Annotated in this window: 16 protein-coding genes; 5 read left to right on the top strand and 11 right to left on the bottom strand. The window is 68.8% G+C overall.

Features of this window, described 5'->3' with window-relative positions; all coding sequences use genetic code 11:
• Positions 1-46: 46 nt before the first annotated feature.
• The 3 genes from IXW21_RS03240 to IXW21_RS03230 are packed head-to-tail and all read right to left on the bottom strand — an operon-like array spanning position 47 to position 3,099.
• Positions 47-865 (bottom strand): carbohydrate ABC transporter permease, encoded by an 819-nt coding sequence (locus IXW21_RS03240; protein ID WP_194762820.1) that lies wholly within the window; start codon positions 863-865, stop codon positions 47-49.
• A complete protein-coding gene (locus IXW21_RS03235) occupies positions 858-1,766 on the bottom strand; it encodes a carbohydrate ABC transporter permease (RefSeq protein WP_194762819.1) in 909 nt (302 codons plus the stop codon). The genes IXW21_RS03240 and IXW21_RS03235 overlap by 8 nt, the downstream gene beginning before the upstream one ends.
• On the bottom strand, positions 1,759-3,099 hold the full coding sequence (locus IXW21_RS03230; RefSeq protein WP_194762818.1) for an ABC transporter substrate-binding protein: 1,341 nt from the start codon (positions 3,097-3,099) through the stop codon (positions 1,759-1,761). The genes IXW21_RS03235 and IXW21_RS03230 overlap by 8 nt, the downstream gene beginning before the upstream one ends.
• Positions 3,100-3,280: 181 nt before the next feature.
• Here IXW21_RS03230 and IXW21_RS03225 point away from each other — a divergent pair, with 181 nt between their 5' ends.
• Genes IXW21_RS03225 through IXW21_RS03215 form a run of 3 tightly spaced genes read left to right on the top strand, consistent with a single transcriptional unit; the run spans position 3,281 to position 7,256 of the window.
• A complete protein-coding gene (locus IXW21_RS03225; protein WP_194762817.1) occupies positions 3,281-4,771 on the top strand; it encodes an LLM class flavin-dependent oxidoreductase in 1,491 nt (496 codons plus the stop codon).
• Positions 4,768-5,994, top strand: a complete 1,227-nt coding sequence (locus IXW21_RS03220) for an acyl-CoA dehydrogenase family protein (RefSeq protein ID WP_194762816.1) — start codon at positions 4,768-4,770, stop codon at positions 5,992-5,994. The genes IXW21_RS03225 and IXW21_RS03220 overlap by 4 nt, the downstream gene beginning before the upstream one ends.
• Before the next feature lie 14 nt (positions 5,995-6,008).
• Entirely contained in the window at positions 6,009-7,256 is a 1,248-nt protein-coding gene (locus tag IXW21_RS03215) for an acyl-CoA dehydrogenase family protein (protein ID WP_194762815.1), read from the top strand.
• Between the two features lie 12 nt (positions 7,257-7,268).
• On the opposite strand, the gene IXW21_RS03210 is transcribed toward IXW21_RS03215, so the two are convergent.
• Together IXW21_RS03210 and IXW21_RS03205 are read right to left on the bottom strand one after the other, a co-directional pair.
• Positions 7,269-7,547, bottom strand: coding sequence for a hypothetical protein (locus IXW21_RS03210; protein ID WP_194762814.1), 279 nt, complete (start codon positions 7,545-7,547; stop codon positions 7,269-7,271).
• 17 nt (positions 7,548-7,564) lie between these two features.
• Positions 7,565-7,903, bottom strand: a complete 339-nt coding sequence (locus IXW21_RS03205; RefSeq protein WP_194762813.1) for an ATP-dependent DNA ligase — start codon at positions 7,901-7,903, stop codon at positions 7,565-7,567.
• 188 nt (positions 7,904-8,091) lie between these two features.
• Between IXW21_RS03205 and IXW21_RS03200 the strand changes: the two genes are divergently transcribed.
• On the top strand, positions 8,092-8,421 hold the full coding sequence (locus IXW21_RS03200; protein ID WP_194762812.1) for a hypothetical protein: 330 nt from the start codon (positions 8,092-8,094) through the stop codon (positions 8,419-8,421).
• A 31-nt stretch (positions 8,422-8,452) separates the two neighbouring features.
• Here IXW21_RS03200 and IXW21_RS03195 read toward each other — a convergent pair whose 3' ends face one another.
• From IXW21_RS03195 to IXW21_RS03180, 4 genes are read right to left on the bottom strand one after another with little or no spacing between them, the layout of a single operon-like run.
• The gene (locus IXW21_RS03195; protein ID WP_194762811.1) at positions 8,453-9,241 is read right to left on the bottom strand and encodes an ABC transporter ATP-binding protein; all 789 of its coding nucleotides are present in this window, start codon (positions 9,239-9,241) and stop codon (positions 8,453-8,455) included.
• Positions 9,241-10,290 carry a FecCD family ABC transporter permease gene (locus IXW21_RS03190; RefSeq protein ID WP_194762810.1) on the bottom strand — a complete coding sequence of 350 codons (1,050 nt, stop codon included), beginning with the start codon at positions 10,288-10,290 and terminating at the stop codon, positions 9,241-9,243. The genes IXW21_RS03195 and IXW21_RS03190 overlap by 1 nt, the downstream gene beginning before the upstream one ends.
• A 4-nt stretch (positions 10,291-10,294) precedes the next feature.
• On the bottom strand, positions 10,295-11,350 hold the full coding sequence (locus tag IXW21_RS03185) for a FecCD family ABC transporter permease (protein ID WP_323742150.1): 1,056 nt from the start codon (positions 11,348-11,350) through the stop codon (positions 10,295-10,297).
• A gap of 31 nt (positions 11,351-11,381) precedes the next feature.
• Complete coding sequence (locus IXW21_RS03180) at positions 11,382-12,341, bottom strand: ABC transporter substrate-binding protein (protein WP_194762808.1); 960 nt, start codon at positions 12,339-12,341, stop codon at positions 11,382-11,384.
• A gap of 253 nt (positions 12,342-12,594) precedes the next feature.
• Here IXW21_RS03180 and IXW21_RS03175 point away from each other — a divergent pair, with 253 nt between their 5' ends.
• A complete protein-coding gene (locus IXW21_RS03175) occupies positions 12,595-13,068 on the top strand; it encodes a GNAT family N-acetyltransferase (RefSeq protein WP_194762807.1) in 474 nt (157 codons plus the stop codon).
• Here IXW21_RS03175 and IXW21_RS03170 read toward each other — a convergent pair.
• Positions 13,039-13,203, bottom strand: coding sequence for an anion permease (locus IXW21_RS03170; protein ID WP_228528106.1), 165 nt, complete (start codon positions 13,201-13,203; stop codon positions 13,039-13,041). The genes IXW21_RS03175 and IXW21_RS03170 overlap by 30 nt on opposite strands.
• Before the next feature lie 21 nt (positions 13,204-13,224).
• Positions 13,225-13,767: a VanZ family protein gene (locus IXW21_RS03165; protein WP_323742149.1), complete on the bottom strand. Its 543-nt coding sequence runs from the start codon at positions 13,765-13,767 to the stop codon at positions 13,225-13,227.
• Between the last annotated feature and the right edge of the window lie 73 nt (positions 13,768-13,840).

Raw genomic sequence — 13,840 nt, 5'->3', positions numbered from 1 at the left:
TACAGCACCGATATTCCGAAACTGCGGCTTACGAGAAGGGCGTGATTCAGCGCACCGCGCCAGCGGTCAGCCCCCCGACGAGCCAGCGCTGGAAGAACACGGCGGCCGCGAACACCGGAATGACCCCGATGAACGATGCCGCGGCGATCTTGCCGAAGTGCGGCGTGCGATCACCATAGAAGAGCGAGAGCGCGACCGGGAAGGTCTGCGAGTCGACGCTCTGCGTGAGGAAGGTCGCGAGGAGGAACTCGTTGTAGTTCAGGATCGCGACGATGATGCCGATCGCGACCAGACTCGGCAGCAGCAGCGGAACCACCACCGACCACAGCATCCGCGCCGTCCCCGCGCCGTCGATGAGCGCCGCCTCCTCGATCTCGATCGGCAGACGTCGGATGAACCCCTCGAGCAGCCAGACCGCGACCGGTACGTTGACGAGCGCATAGACGAGGGTGAGGCCGACGAGCGTGTTGTTGAGTCCGACCACGCGCAGGAGCGAGAGCAGCGGAACCACCGCGACGATCGGCGGGAGCAGCCACGGACTCATCAGGGTCGCCGCCAGAGTGCGGCCGCCCGCGTCGTGACGAACGATCGCCCAGGCACCCGGCACCGCGAACGCGAGCGAGATCAGCGCGCCGCCGATCGCGGCAGCGAGAGAGTTGAGGATCGAACGAGGGATGTCGGTCGCGAGCACGTCGCCCCAGTTCGACCAGTGCGGATCGGCGCTCCACAGCACACCGGACACCGTCTCGTCGCGGCCCATGAGCGACACCGAGAACAGGTACGCGAGCGGCACCAGCGTCACGGCGAGGGCGATGAACAGCACTGTGCTCGCCACCGGCCTCCGGCGGATCGTGCGCTCACTCATTCCGGGCCTTTCGTGCGAGTGCCGCAACGCCGAGGGTCACGGCGGTGACGATGACGGCGAAGACGAGGGTGATGGCCGAGGCCCGCCCGATGTCGAACTCCTTCAGCGCCACCTGCTGGATGAGGTACGTCGTGGTCGTGGATGCCTGGCCGGGGCCGCCCGAGGTCATCACGAACACCAGATCGAACACCTTGAGCGCGATCACGATCCTGATGAAGAAGGCCGCAGCCACCGTGCCGGCGATCGCAGGCCAGGTGATGTGCCGGAACAGGCCGATGCCGTGCGCTCCATCGAGCGATGCCGCCTCGCGCACGGCCGGATCCTGTGTCAGCAGCGCGGCGTACACGAGGATCACGATGAGCGGCGTCCACTGCCACACGTCGGCGAGACCGATCGCGGGCAGCGCCCACGCGGTCGACGACAGGGGAGCCAGGGAGACGCCGGGCAGCAGTGTCGCGAGCAGCCCGCCTCCGGGATTGAAGACGAGCTTCCACAGCGTGCCCACCACGACCGGAGGCGTGATGAGGGGCAGAAGCAGCAGCGTCCGCACGACCGCTCCCGCACGGGTCGCCCTCTCCAGTGCCACCGCGACGGCGACTCCGAGCGCCACGCTGACGACGGCCACGACGATCGCGTAGGCGACCGTGCGCACGAAGGATGCGACGACGTCGCCATCGGTCAGGATGCTTTCGAGATTCTCGGTGCCGACCCACTCCTGGAAGGGCCGGCCGAGCGTCGAGTCCGTGAAGGCCGCCGCGAGGATGAACGCCAGCGGGTACGCCCCCAGGACGACGATCGCCAGGACGGTCGGGGCGGTGAGCACCGCCGCACGGCGACCCGCCCGCCCCGACACGAGGCGGGACGGGCGGGTCGGACGGACTCTCGTCGAGAGGTCAGCCAAGGATCTCTTCCCACTCGGCCTGAACGCGGTCGAGCGTCTGCTGCGCGGTGCCGCCGTCGCCGGCGATCAGCTTCGCGAGCTCGTCGGTGAGGATCTGCGCCGCCTGCGAGGCGTTCTCGCCGGTAGGCCAGGCGAGCGAGCCGCTCAGCGTCGTGCGGTTCACCCGCTGCAGGTCGGGGTAGGTCTCGCCGTAGGCCGCGCTCTCGAGTGACGACTCGCGGTTCGGATCGATGCCCGTCTGCGGGTCGGCGACGATGAGCTCGGAGTTGACCTCGCTCGACGCGGCGTACTCGATGAACGCCTTGGCCAGGTCGGTCTTCTGCGTGTTGGCGGCGATGACCCACGTGAATCCGGCGACCAGCGACGCGCGCGCCTCGGTGTTCTCCCCGCCGACGGGCAGCGTCGTCACGCCCCACTTGCCCGCGACCTTCGAGTCGGGGTTCGTCTCCGACCCCACGCCCAGGTCGGTCCAGTTCTCGATGAACCCGACCTTGCCGTCGTACCAGGCGCCGTTGCCGACGCCGAAGTCGGTCTCGGCAGCCGTCGGGAACGCGTAGGGCACGGCATCCACCAGCGCCTGCGCGGCGGCCACGGCTTCGGGCGAGTTGATGGTCGGCGTGCCGTCTTCATCGACGAATTCTCCGCCGAAGCCGGCGAGGCGGTTCGCGTACGCGGCGCCGAGGATGAGCGGTGACTTCTGCCCGAAGATCGCCGACCCGTAGACGCCGTCATCGCCCTCGTTCTCGGTGATGGTCTGCACGTCGGCGAGGTACTCGTCCCACGTCGCCGGCGGCTCGGTGATGCCGTTCCGCTCGAGGATCTCCTTGTTGTAGAAGAGCACGTGGGTGTCGCCGTCGAAGGGCAGTCCGTACCGGCGGTCGCCGACCAGCGTGTACGGGTCGTTGATCGACGGGATGAAGTCGTCCTCCTCGAGCGAGGGGGTGTCGGCGATCCAGTCGGTGAGGTCCTGGATCGATCCGCCCTCGGCGAGGTCGCCGATCGAGACGTACCAGGGGGCCGCGACGTCGAAGGTGTTGGCGCCCGACTGCTGGTCGAGGGCGAGGGTCGAGCCGATCTCGTCGTAGGGCACGATCGTGAGGTTCACCTCGGCGCCGGTCTCCTCTTCGAAGTGCTCCTTGAGCCAGTTGCCGGCGCCCTCGTGCGAGGTGATGAGCAGGGCGTTGAGGGTCTGACCGGAGAAGTCGCCGTCGGCACCGGACGATCCGGACTCGGGCGCCTGGGCCGCGCAGCCCGCGATGACGATCGTCGCGGCGGTGAGGCCGGCGGCACCGAGAAGGATGCGGCGACGGCCGCGGCTCGGAAGAAGGGACATGGGGGCTCCTCAGGCTTCGGGTCGGGGAAGCAGATCGGCGCTCACGCTAGGGCGTGGCAGCCGCATCGCGCACAACGCGCGTAACAGTGGGTCGCACCGTGACCGAATGTGTCGCCGCGCTCAGCGGCGGCCGAGAAGACCGGACTATGGTCGCGTCGTCCCCGACCTTCTGAGGAGCACCGTGTCACGTCGCATCATCCTGAACGCCTTCGACATGACGTGCGTGACCCACCAGGCTCCGGGGCTCTGGCGGCACCCCGACAACCAGGCCGATCGCTACCACGATCTCGACTACTGGGTCGATCTGGCGAAGACCCTCGAGCGGGGGAAGTTCGACGCGATCTTCATCGCCGACGTGCTGGGCACCTACGACGTCTACCGCGACTCGGCGGCCACGGCGCTGGGCGACGCGACGCAGGTTCCGCTGGGCGACCCGGTCGTGCAGATCTCCGCGATGGCGCACGCGACCGAGCACCTCGGATTCGGGGTCACGGTCGCCACCACCTACGAGCAGCCGTACGCACTCGCCCGGCGCTTCTCGACCCTCGATCACTTCACCCGCGGACGCGTGGGGTGGAACGTCGTCACGAGCTACCTCGACTCCGCCGCCCGCAACCTCGGGCTCGACACCCTCATCGCTCACGACGACCGGTACGAGATCGCCGAGGAGTTCCTCGACGTCACGTACAAGCTGTGGGAAGGCTCCTGGGAGGACGACGCGGTGCTGCGCGATCGGGAGTCCGGGGTGTTCGCGGATGCCGCGCGCGTGCATCCGATCGGCCACGACGGCCGGCACTACCGGGTCCCCGGCATCCACCTCGCCGAGCCCAGCCCGCAGCGCACCCCCGTGATGTTCCAGGCGGGCGCGTCGCCTCGTGGCAGGCAGTTCGCCGCGACACACGGCGAGGCGATCTTCATCAACGGGCTGCGGCCCGAGGCGACACGTCCGGTCACGGATGACATCCGCGACCGCGCCGAGGCGCTCGGGCGCCCGCGCGACTCGGTCAAGATCCTCACCCTCGTCACCGTGGTCGTCGCGGCCACCGATGAGGAGGCTCAGGCCCAGCTCGCCGATTACCGCCGCTACGTCTCGGTCGAGGGCGCGCTCGCGCTCTACGCCGGGTGGACGGGACTCGATCTGTCGCAGTACGACCCGGACGTGCCACTGGAGTACGTCGACACGGATGCGGGGCGATCCGCCCTGTCGGTGTTCACCAAGGCCGACCCCGAGCGCAAATGGACGCCCCGCGACATCGCGCACTACGTCGGCATCGGCGGGATCGGACCCGTCATCGTGGGCGGGCCGCAGACGGTCGCCGACGAACTGGAGCGCTGGGTGGAGGTCGGCGGTGTCGACGGCTTCAACCTCGCCTACGTCGTGACGCCCGGCTCGTTCGAGGACATCGTCGAGCACCTCGTGCCGGAGCTGCGCCGCCGGGGCCGCACCTGGGACGACTACCCCGAGGGCACCCTGCGCGGGCGCCTCAGCGGCGACGGCTCCCCCGTCGTTCCGGAGTGGCACCCGGCACACGCGTATCGCGGCGCCTACGTCGGCGGCGCGTCTGCGCTCGACGGCACCATCGGCGGGCCCCTCGTGGATGCCGCGGATGCATCGGCCGATACCCGCACCGACGACCTGACCGCACTCACCGAGAAGGAGGGCGCCCGATGAGCGTCATCACCGAGACCACGAACCGCAGCCGCTGGACCGGCACGGCGGATGCCGCCGAGCGCGCCCACTGGCGCGGTGTGGCCGAGCGGGTCGCCGCCGAGCTCGCGAGCGACGCCCTGCAGCGCGATCGCGCGAACGAGGACCCGACCGTCGAGCTCGACCTGCTTCGCGATGCGGGGCTCGTGACGCTGCTGCAGCCGGCGGAGTTCGGCGGGGGCGGTGCGCACTGGGAGACGGCGTTCCTGGTCATCCGCATCCTGTCGCGCGCCGACGCCTCGGTGGCGCAGGTGCTCGCCTACCACTACATCAACTCGGGCAACATCGGCTTCGCCGCCGATCCCGCGGCGCAGGACGAGTGGCACCGCAAGACCGTCGAGGGTCGCTGGGTGTGGGGGGATTCGGTGAACCCCACCGACCCCGACCTCGAGCTGACCGCCGATGGCGAGGAGTACCGTCTCAACGGACTGAAGCGCTTCTCGACCGGCGCCTCCGCCGGCGACGTGGTGCTCGCCGCCGCCGCCGTGCGCGGAGGCGACCTCGACGGCACGGTGCAGCTCGTGGTGCTCGATCACGATCGCGACGGCATCCGCTACCTCGGCGACTGGGATGCTCTCGGACAGCGTCTGTCGGCGAGCGGATCGGTCAACTTCGAGAACGTGCGGGTCTCCCCCGCCGACGTGCTCGGCGAACTGGGTGACGAGCCGTTCTCGACGCTCATCACCCCCGGCATCCAGCTCGCCTTCGGCAACCTCTACCTCGGCGTCGCCGAGGGTGCCCTCGCGCGCGGACTCGACATCGTGCGCTCCCGTCCGCGCGCCTGGTTCCTCAGCCAGGCCGACACCTACCGCGACGATCCGTTCGTGCAGCGCGTGGTCGGCGAGTTCGCCGCGCGCATCGCCGCCGTCGAAGCCCTGGCGGACCGCGCCGGGCGCCTGTTCGACGAGGTCGTCGACGAAGGCGACCGGGTCACGGCCGAGCGCCGAGGCGAACTCGCGATCGAGATCGCGAAGGTCAAGGTCGTCTCAACCGAGGTCGGCCTCGAGGTCGCGGATCGCATCTTCGAGATCACCGGTTCCAGTTCCGCCCGCGCCGACGTGGGGCTGGATCTGTTCTGGCGGAACATCCGCACCCACTCGCTGCACGACCCGATCGACTACAAGAAGCTCGAGGTCGGCGCGTGGACGCTGAACGGCGAGCTCCAGCCGATCTCGCTGTACACCTGAGGGCCGTGCACCCGATGAGCGAGCAGACGCAGCGGCTCGAGGCCGCCCGAGCGAGATTCCGCCCGATCTTCGACGAGATCGCGACGGGGACGATCACCCGTGAGCAGAACCACGAGCTGCCGCATGCCGAGGTGGACGCGCTGCGCGACGCCGGATTCGGCAGGGTGCGATTGTCGATCGACGACGGTGGGTTCGGCCTGGACTGGCCGTCGTTCGCCGACCTGCTCATCGAGCTCGCTGCGGCCGACTCGAACCTGCCGCAGATCTTCCGCGGGCACATCGCCTACGTCGAGCACGTGCTGGCCGCCGCCCCGAGCGCGCGCCGCTCGCGGTGGCTGCGGCGCATCGCCGACGGTGAGCTGATCGGCAACGCCTGGTCGGAGACGGGCGCGGCGGCTGTCGGCACGAGCGAGACGCGCGTGACCCGGCGAGCCGACGGCACCTGGCGGGTCGACGGGCGCAAGTTCTACACGACGGGCAGCATCTTCGCCGAGTGGATCGATGCGACGGTCGACCTCGACGGCGCACCCGCCACGGCGATCATCCGGCGCCACCAGGACGGTGTGTCCGTCTCGAACGACTGGGACGGCTTCGGGCAGCCGCTGACCGGCACCGGCACCGCGGTGTTCGCGGATGCCTCGGTCGATGACGACGACGTCGAACCGTTCGCGTCTCGCTTCCCGTTCCAGACCGCGGTCTACCAGCTCACCCTGCTGTCGGTACTCGCCGGCATCGCCGCCGCGATCGAGCACGACACCGTCGACCAGGTGCGGGCGCGGACCCGCGTGTACAGCCACGGAAGCGCCGGCCGGGTGGCCGACGATCCGCAGGTCCTGCAGATCGTCGGCGAGCTGACCGCGACGAGTGCGACGGCACGGGCCCTGGTGCTCGACGTCGCCCGTGCCGTGCAGCATGCGGCGGATGTGCTGGGCACCCCCGAGACAGAGGACGCCGTGGTCACCGCCGAGCTGCGGTCGTCGCAGGCGCAGATCGTCCTCACCGACCTGGTGCCGCGGGCCGCCTCGCGGCTCTTCGACACACTGGGCGCCTCGGCTGTGAGGTCGGGCACCGCACTCGACAGGCACTGGCGCAACGCCCGCACGGTGTCGTCGCACAATCCGTGGATCTTCAAGGCGCGTCAGCTCGGCGACCACGCCGTGAACGGACGTACGCCCGAGTTCGTCTGGGCGGTCGGCGAAGGCACATCCGTCAGCGAGGACGCGTCGGTCGGCGAAGACTCGAGGTCGCTCGCCACGTCGTGATGTTCGGGGGGATCAGTCGGTGCTGCGCACCGAGAGCATCCTCCAGCCCTCCGGCACCTTGGCCTCGAGTGCGGCCATGTCGTCGGCCTCGATCTCCTGCACGCCGTCGACACGCCAGAACGTGCCGGTGGACTCCATCTTCGCCTCGCCCTTGAGCATGCGCACCGGGGCCGATGCGAGCACGAAGCCGGGCTGCTGCTGAGCGATGAGCTGGTCGTGCACGTCCCCGAGGGTCGTGCCGATGACGTCGACGGTGCTGCTCTCGACGGGACGGATGAGTGCGATGAGCATTGCCCCAGCCTACGAGGTCAGGCGTTCGCCACCTCGGGTTTGCGTTCCACAGCGCCACCTTCGGCAGGTTCCGGCGTGATGTAGAGGCCGGAGGGCGCGTTCGCGGTGAAGGCGAGCGCGTCGACCCAGGCGCGGTTGATGGCCGGCTGGCGGCTGCCGAAGTACTTGAAGACGAGGGCGCTGCCCGAGTGGATCCAGACGGTCGTGCGACCGCCGCCCACGCTCGAATCCTCTTTCCACGAGAACGAGAACGGCTCGCCGCGTCGCAGCTTGGCCGTGATCACGAGCTGCAGGTGCGTGAGAGCGCGGTCCTCGATCTCGACCTTCTGACCGCCTTCGTAGATGAATCGGCCCATCAGGGACTCCTCTGCTTCTCATCTCCACAGAACCCGTGCCCGAGGGGCGATCCGGGGGAATCGCCACGTGGTGATGTCTCCAGAATGCCACGTCCGCAATGTGCAAGTGCTGTCCGGGCGAAGGCGCTGTCCGTTAAGCGCAGGAACAGTGCGCCCCGTGTCCTGTCGGTGATCGCTACGCTCGATATATGGGAATGCTGTTCTACGGCGCCACCGAGGATCCGATCCGTATCGAGGACCGCGCCCTCGCTCATCTCAAGGTGGCCATCGCCACGAAGCTGCGCAGGCAGGAGAGCTTCACACTGTCCTGGCGGCACCCGGAGGGTGACCCTCGCGGGCGATCGACCATCTGGCTGCATCCGTCCATTCCCCTGCGCTTCGTATTCGATGAGACCGAGACGCCCCAGCTCAATGCGAGATGGATCCAGGAGCTGATGACGAACGCCAGTTCGTCGGGTGGCATCTGCCTCATCGACGAGGTGGAAGATGGCCCGGCTCTCGGCGACGGCCTCGGCTGACGATCGGATGGCCTGCGCCCCGCCAGCGGCCTCAGGCTGCGTGGGGCCAGCGCGGCACCACGAGCGGACTGCCCGACTCGGGGTCGGGAATCACGCGCGCGTCCACACCGAAGACGCTCGAGACCAGTTCCTCGGTGATCACGGCATCCGGCGCACCCGTCGCGACGACCTCGCCGTCTTTCATCGCGATGATGTGATCGGCGTAGCGAGCGGCCTGGTTGAGGTCGTGCAGCACGGCGACGAGCGTGTTGCCCTGTCGCCGGTTGAGCGAGCGGCAGAGCTCGAGCAGCTCGATCTGGTGGCTGACGTCGAGATAGGTCGTCGGCTCGTCGAGCAGCAGGATCGGGGTCTGCTGCGCGAGCGCGACCGCCATCCACACCCGCTGTCGCTGGCCACCGGAGAGCTCGTCCACGAGACGACCCGAGAGGTGGCGGATGCCGGTGGCGTCCATCGCCTCTCCCACGGCCGCCTCGTCGTCGGGCGACCAGGGCGCGAACAGCTTCTGATGCGGGTAGCGGCCCCGGGTCACGAGATCGACCACACGGATCCCGTCTGGCGCGACCGGCCCCTGGGGGAGCAGCCCGACCTCGCGCGCGAGCTGCTTGGTCGGCAGCTCGTGCAGACTGCGTCCGTCGAGCAGCACGCGTCCGCGGGTGGGCGGCAGCAACCGGGTCAGGCTCTTCAGCAGGGTCGACTTGCCGCACGCGTTCGGACCGACGATCACGGTGAACGCACCGTCGGGGATCTCCACGGACACGTCTTCGCAGACGAGTGTGTCGGCGTAGCCGAGTGCCGCGCCGTCGACTGTCAATCGAGTCATCATTTCTTTCCTTCTCGGAGGAGCAGCCAGAGGAAATAGAGTCCGCCGATCGACACCGTGACGATGCCGACGGGCAGGGGCGAGTCGGGGTGGATCCGCTGCGCCACGACGTCGGCGAGCAGCAGGAGCATCGACCCGACGGCGGCCGTCGGCCCCAGTGCGAGTCCGTCGGACCGGACGATCCGCCGGGCGATCTGGGGCGCGGCGAGCGCGATGAAGGAGATGGGGCCGACCGTCGCCGTGGCGAGCGCCGTGAGCCCGACCCCGATCACGATCGCCGACACCTGCACCAGTCGCACGTTCTGCCCGAGGGCGGTCGCGAACGGCATCCCGATCTGCATGATGCGCATCGGACGACCGAGCGCCGCCGCAGCGACGACGAAGAGCGCAGACCCGATGAGCGCGGTCGCGAAGGTCGCCCACGAGACGCCCGACAGGTTGCCGGCACCCCACAGCCCCGCCATGATCGCGTCTTCGACGGTCGCTGTGAGCAGGATCCAGACGTTCACCGAGGCGAGCATCGCGCTCACCGCGATGCCGACGATGATCAGACGGACGCCACGCACCGCGCCGCGCTTCGACGACAGGAAGAACACGAGGAAGGCGGTCGCCACACCGCCGGTGAGCGCCCCGACCATCGTCGCGGCCGATCCCCCGCCGAGGAGCAGCATCACGACGAGAGCGCCGGTGTACGACCCGGTCTGGAATCCGATGACATCCGGCGACCCGAGCGGATTGCCGGTGAGGTTCTGGAAGATCGCACCGCTCAGCGCGAGGCAGGTACCCAACAGCACCGCCATCAGGATGCGGGGAGCGCGCCACTCGAGCACGACCATGGTCGTGTAGTCGTCTCCGCCTCCCGCGAGAGTCACGAGGGCCTCCCACGGGGTGATCTGCGCGGATCCGGTGCACAGCGCGTAGACGGCGAGCACGACGATCGCGGCCCAGATCGACAGACAGATCACCAGCGAGCGAGCGTCCACGAGAAGCAGGGGCCGCGAGGGGCGTCCGACCCGCAGGATGCGTCGGCCGAAGTCGATGTCGGTCACCGCCTCACACCTCCGAGACCCGGTAGCGACGGACCATGTAGATCAACACGGGTGCACCGATGAACGCGGTGACGATGCCGACGGGCACCTCTCCGGCGGTGATGATGCGACCCAGCACGTCAGCGAAGCCCATGACCACGGGAGCGATCAGCACCGAGTACGCCATGATCCATCCCTGATGCGGGCCGACGATCATGCGCGCGAGGTGCGGGGCGAGCAGACCCAGGAATCCGATCGGCCCGGCCGCGGCCGTCGCACCGCCCGCGAGCAGCGCGATCGCCACGAGGGCGACGAGTCGGATGCGCTGGGGATGCGCCCCCATCGCGACGGCCGACGCCTCGCCGAGCGAGAGCACGTCGAGCGATCGGGAGCTGAGGAGCGCGATGACGAGGCCCGCCGCGATGATGGGCACGATGGCGAGAGTGGCGTCGAGGGGCTGAGAAGCGGTCGTGCCCGCCGACCAGCCGCGCAGACGCTGCAGCATCTCGGAGTTCGACAGCAGCACCGCCGACGTGAAACCCGAGAGCACCGCGCCGAGTGCGACGCCCGAGAGCGTCATCCGCACCGGATTGCCGCGCGCCGAGCCCGTGTTGCCGATCACGAACACGAGCACCGAGGTGATCATCGCGCCCGCGAACGACCACCACATGTACTGCGAGATGTCGGTCACCCCGAAGAACGCGAGTCCCACGACGACCGCCAGCGATGCCCCGGCATTCACCCCCAGGATGCCGGGATCGGTCATCGGGTTCCGCGTGACCGCCTGCATCAGGGCACCGGCGACTCCCAGCGCCGCCCCGGCGACGAGCACGAGAACGGTGCGCGGCACTCGCGAGAACCAGATCGTCTGCGAGCCCGCATCGTCAGGGTCGGGATGCAGAAGGAAGTGCAGCACGTCAGCGGGGGCCACGAAGCGCGAGCCGACGAGCATGCTCGCGGCGAGCGCCAGTGCGCAGAGCGCGGCGAGCACGAGGAGACCGAGCCACCGGCGCCGATGATGCGGTCGGGTCGCCGGAGTTCGCGGGTCCGCCCCGGACGCGGGTGCGTTCGGGGCGGACACGACTGCCGCGTTCTGCGCGTGCATCGGGGTGTCAGGCGACCTTGGTCGACGAGGAGACGAGAGCGGTCAGGTCGTTCAGCCAGGCCGCGTAGGTGGATGCGGTCATCGCACCCTTCGAGCTCCAGGCACCCAGCTGCTCGGCCTGAACAGGCGGCAGGGCGTTCCACAGGTCGGCGCTGAACGAGAAGTCCTCGTTGTAGCCCTCGACGAGGAGGATGTCGGCTCCGAAGGTCGAGGCGTCCTCCCAGGCGACCTGTCCCCACGGGTTGCCGGTCGCGGGAGCGTCGGCGCCGACGATGGTCGCACCGAGCTCCTCGAGCATCGTCGCCTGGGCGAATCCGACGCCCGTGTAGAGCATCTCCTTCGTCGGGCTGGTCAGCATGATGTCGAGGTCGCTGTCCGCGATGGCTGTCCCGAAGGCCTCCTTCGCCGCAGTGAGGTCGGCATCGGACTGCTCGATGGCGTCGGAGCTGACATCCGCCCCGAAGAACGCCGCGATCCCGCGGGTGTCGGCGATGCGACCGTCGATCGTCTCGCTGCTCGGGAGCGGCACGAAGGGCGCGACGCGGGTGATCTGCGCGTTCACGTCTTCGTCGAACCACGACCATCCGTCGGCGGTGCCCTGGCCGATGATCGCGTCGGGGCGCAGCTCGGCGAGCTTCTCGACGTCGATCTCGCCGTCCTTGCCGACGACCGGGATGTCGGAGATGTCGGCATCCCCCATCACGAACGGGTTGTCGCACTCGTACCCGAAGAGCGCGACCGGCTCGACGCCGTACTCGTGGAGCGAGCTGTAGGCGTAGCAGTCCATGACGATGTCCTGCGGCTGGGCGTCGAAGTCGATCTCGACGCCCTCGAGCGACGGATGGGTGAGCGTGACGCCGGCATCGCCGTCGGTGCTTGCGTCAGCGTTTCCTTCGGATGACGCGCAGGAGGCGAGCAGCAGAGCGGACGCGGCCACGAAGGCGACGAGGGAGGCACGGCGGAGCACAGTGAGGACCAATCTGTCGGCGGAGGGGATCCCTTCGACCGTAGCAAGAACCTAGTTAGGGTAGGTAATCCTAAGTAAGCCTTCGCGCGTGTCGGTGAGTGCACCGAGGGAATGATGGCGAGCGCACCGGTGACCAAGGGGAACTCGAAGTCCATCCAGGGATTCCGCCGCCGTGGCAGAATGCTCGGCAGTGCTCGATCACCGCGAGGCGAGTTTCGACATCGTCACGTCCTAGACACCGGAACGGAACGAGATGACTGATGCGACGACGATGCTCGACCGTGTGGCGACCGCTGCAGAGCATCGATCGATTGCAGAATCCGTAGGCTGGCACGACGCCTTCGACTGGACGACGATCGCCGATTCCCTGGCCGGTTCGACGTTCGGCGTGGTCGCTCATGTCGGGAGCGAGGCTGTGGGAATGGGGCGCGTCGTCGGCGACGGCGTGAAGTACTTCTACATACAGGATCTCGCTGTCATCCCGGCGTTCCAGGGGACCGGCCTGGGGGCGCGGCTGCTGGACCGGCTCACCGATCGAATCGCTGCGACCGCCCCGACCACGGCGTTCGTGGGATTGTTCTCGACCGCGGCGGGCACTGACCTCTATGCCTCTCGCGGTTTCGGCTCCGGCGACATGACCGGGCTGTTCAGGCTCATCGAGCCGGCCCCGCGGGACGAGAGGCAGAACCGACGCCGATCAGAACGGCCAGACAGCAGGAACGTATAGCACCGCGACGGCGACGTACACCAGAACGAGCGGAAGACCGAGACGCCAGTAATCGCCGAACCGGTAGCCGGCCGGCTGCATGACCATCAGATTCACCGGCGTCGCGATCGGCGTCAGGAACGCGGCGGCTCCCACGACCGTGAGCGCCGGCCGGTATCAGGCCGGCCGGCTGCTCGCACGCCCAGGCGCCGGCCATCGAAACCGTCGGACGAAGCCAGCGATCGTCCTCGAGCGCATCATGAGGACGAACAAGCCGTACCCGATGATCCCGCCCAGGATGTTCGTCAACCAGTCATTGATGTCAGCGATGTGTCCGCCGAGGGCGAGCCGCGCAGTGGCCATCTGCGTCAGCTCGATGGCGAGGCTCGCCCCGGCGACGATCACGACCACCTTCCACCAGCTCGGCCTCGCGGTGAGCAGCGGGACGAGCACGCCGAGCGGGACGAACACCGCGACGTTGATGAGCGCGTCCTCGAGCCCGTAGTCGACGAACGGCACCAGGTAGAGCGGCCACGGGCGCGGACCGTCGGAGAACCCCGTCCCGATGCGGAGGAAGATCGGGAAGACCGTGTTCGCGAGCACCCCACCGGCATAGACCGCGAGGATCGCCGCCACGCTCGCCCGGGGTAGGGTGACGGCCCCGAGAGAGCGGAGGACCCAGATCAACACGAGGAAGATCACGACTCCGAATGGGATCACGATCGGGAGCATGGGGACTTCGACGAACTTCATTCACTGCTTCCGGCGTCGGCGTGATCGGTGAGAGAGCACC

Origin of the sequence: Microbacterium sp. UFMG61 (assembly GCF_015354505.1) — a bacterium.
Classification (GTDB): Bacteria; Actinomycetota; Actinomycetes; order Actinomycetales; family Microbacteriaceae; genus Microbacterium.
The sequence above is the reverse complement of the archived record's forward strand: the minus strand, read 5'-3'. Positions and strand labels throughout refer to the sequence as shown.

Coding starts and splice junctions, on each gene's coding strand:
- IXW21_RS03205 (WP_194762813.1), bottom strand. CDS start 7,903: ATGGGCCGATTCATCTACGAAGGCGGTCAGAAGGTCGAGATCGAGGAC.
- IXW21_RS03175 (WP_194762807.1), top strand. CDS start 12,595: ATGACTGATGCGACGACGATGCTCGACCGTGTGGCGACCGCTGCAGAG.
- IXW21_RS03195 (WP_194762811.1), bottom strand. CDS start 9,241: ATGACTCGATTGACAGTCGACGGCGCGGCACTCGGCTACGCCGACACA.
- IXW21_RS03200 (WP_194762812.1), top strand. CDS start 8,092: ATGGGAATGCTGTTCTACGGCGCCACCGAGGATCCGATCCGTATCGAG.
- IXW21_RS03220 (WP_194762816.1), top strand. CDS start 4,768: ATGAGCGTCATCACCGAGACCACGAACCGCAGCCGCTGGACCGGCACG.
- IXW21_RS03230 (WP_194762818.1), bottom strand. CDS start 3,099: ATGTCCCTTCTTCCGAGCCGCGGCCGTCGCCGCATCCTTCTCGGTGCC.
- IXW21_RS03240 (WP_194762820.1), bottom strand. CDS start 865: ATGAGTGAGCGCACGATCCGCCGGAGGCCGGTGGCGAGCACAGTGCTG.
- IXW21_RS03215 (WP_194762815.1), top strand. CDS start 6,009: ATGAGCGAGCAGACGCAGCGGCTCGAGGCCGCCCGAGCGAGATTCCGC.
- IXW21_RS03210 (WP_194762814.1), bottom strand. CDS start 7,547: ATGCTCATCGCACTCATCCGTCCCGTCGAGAGCAGCACCGTCGACGTC.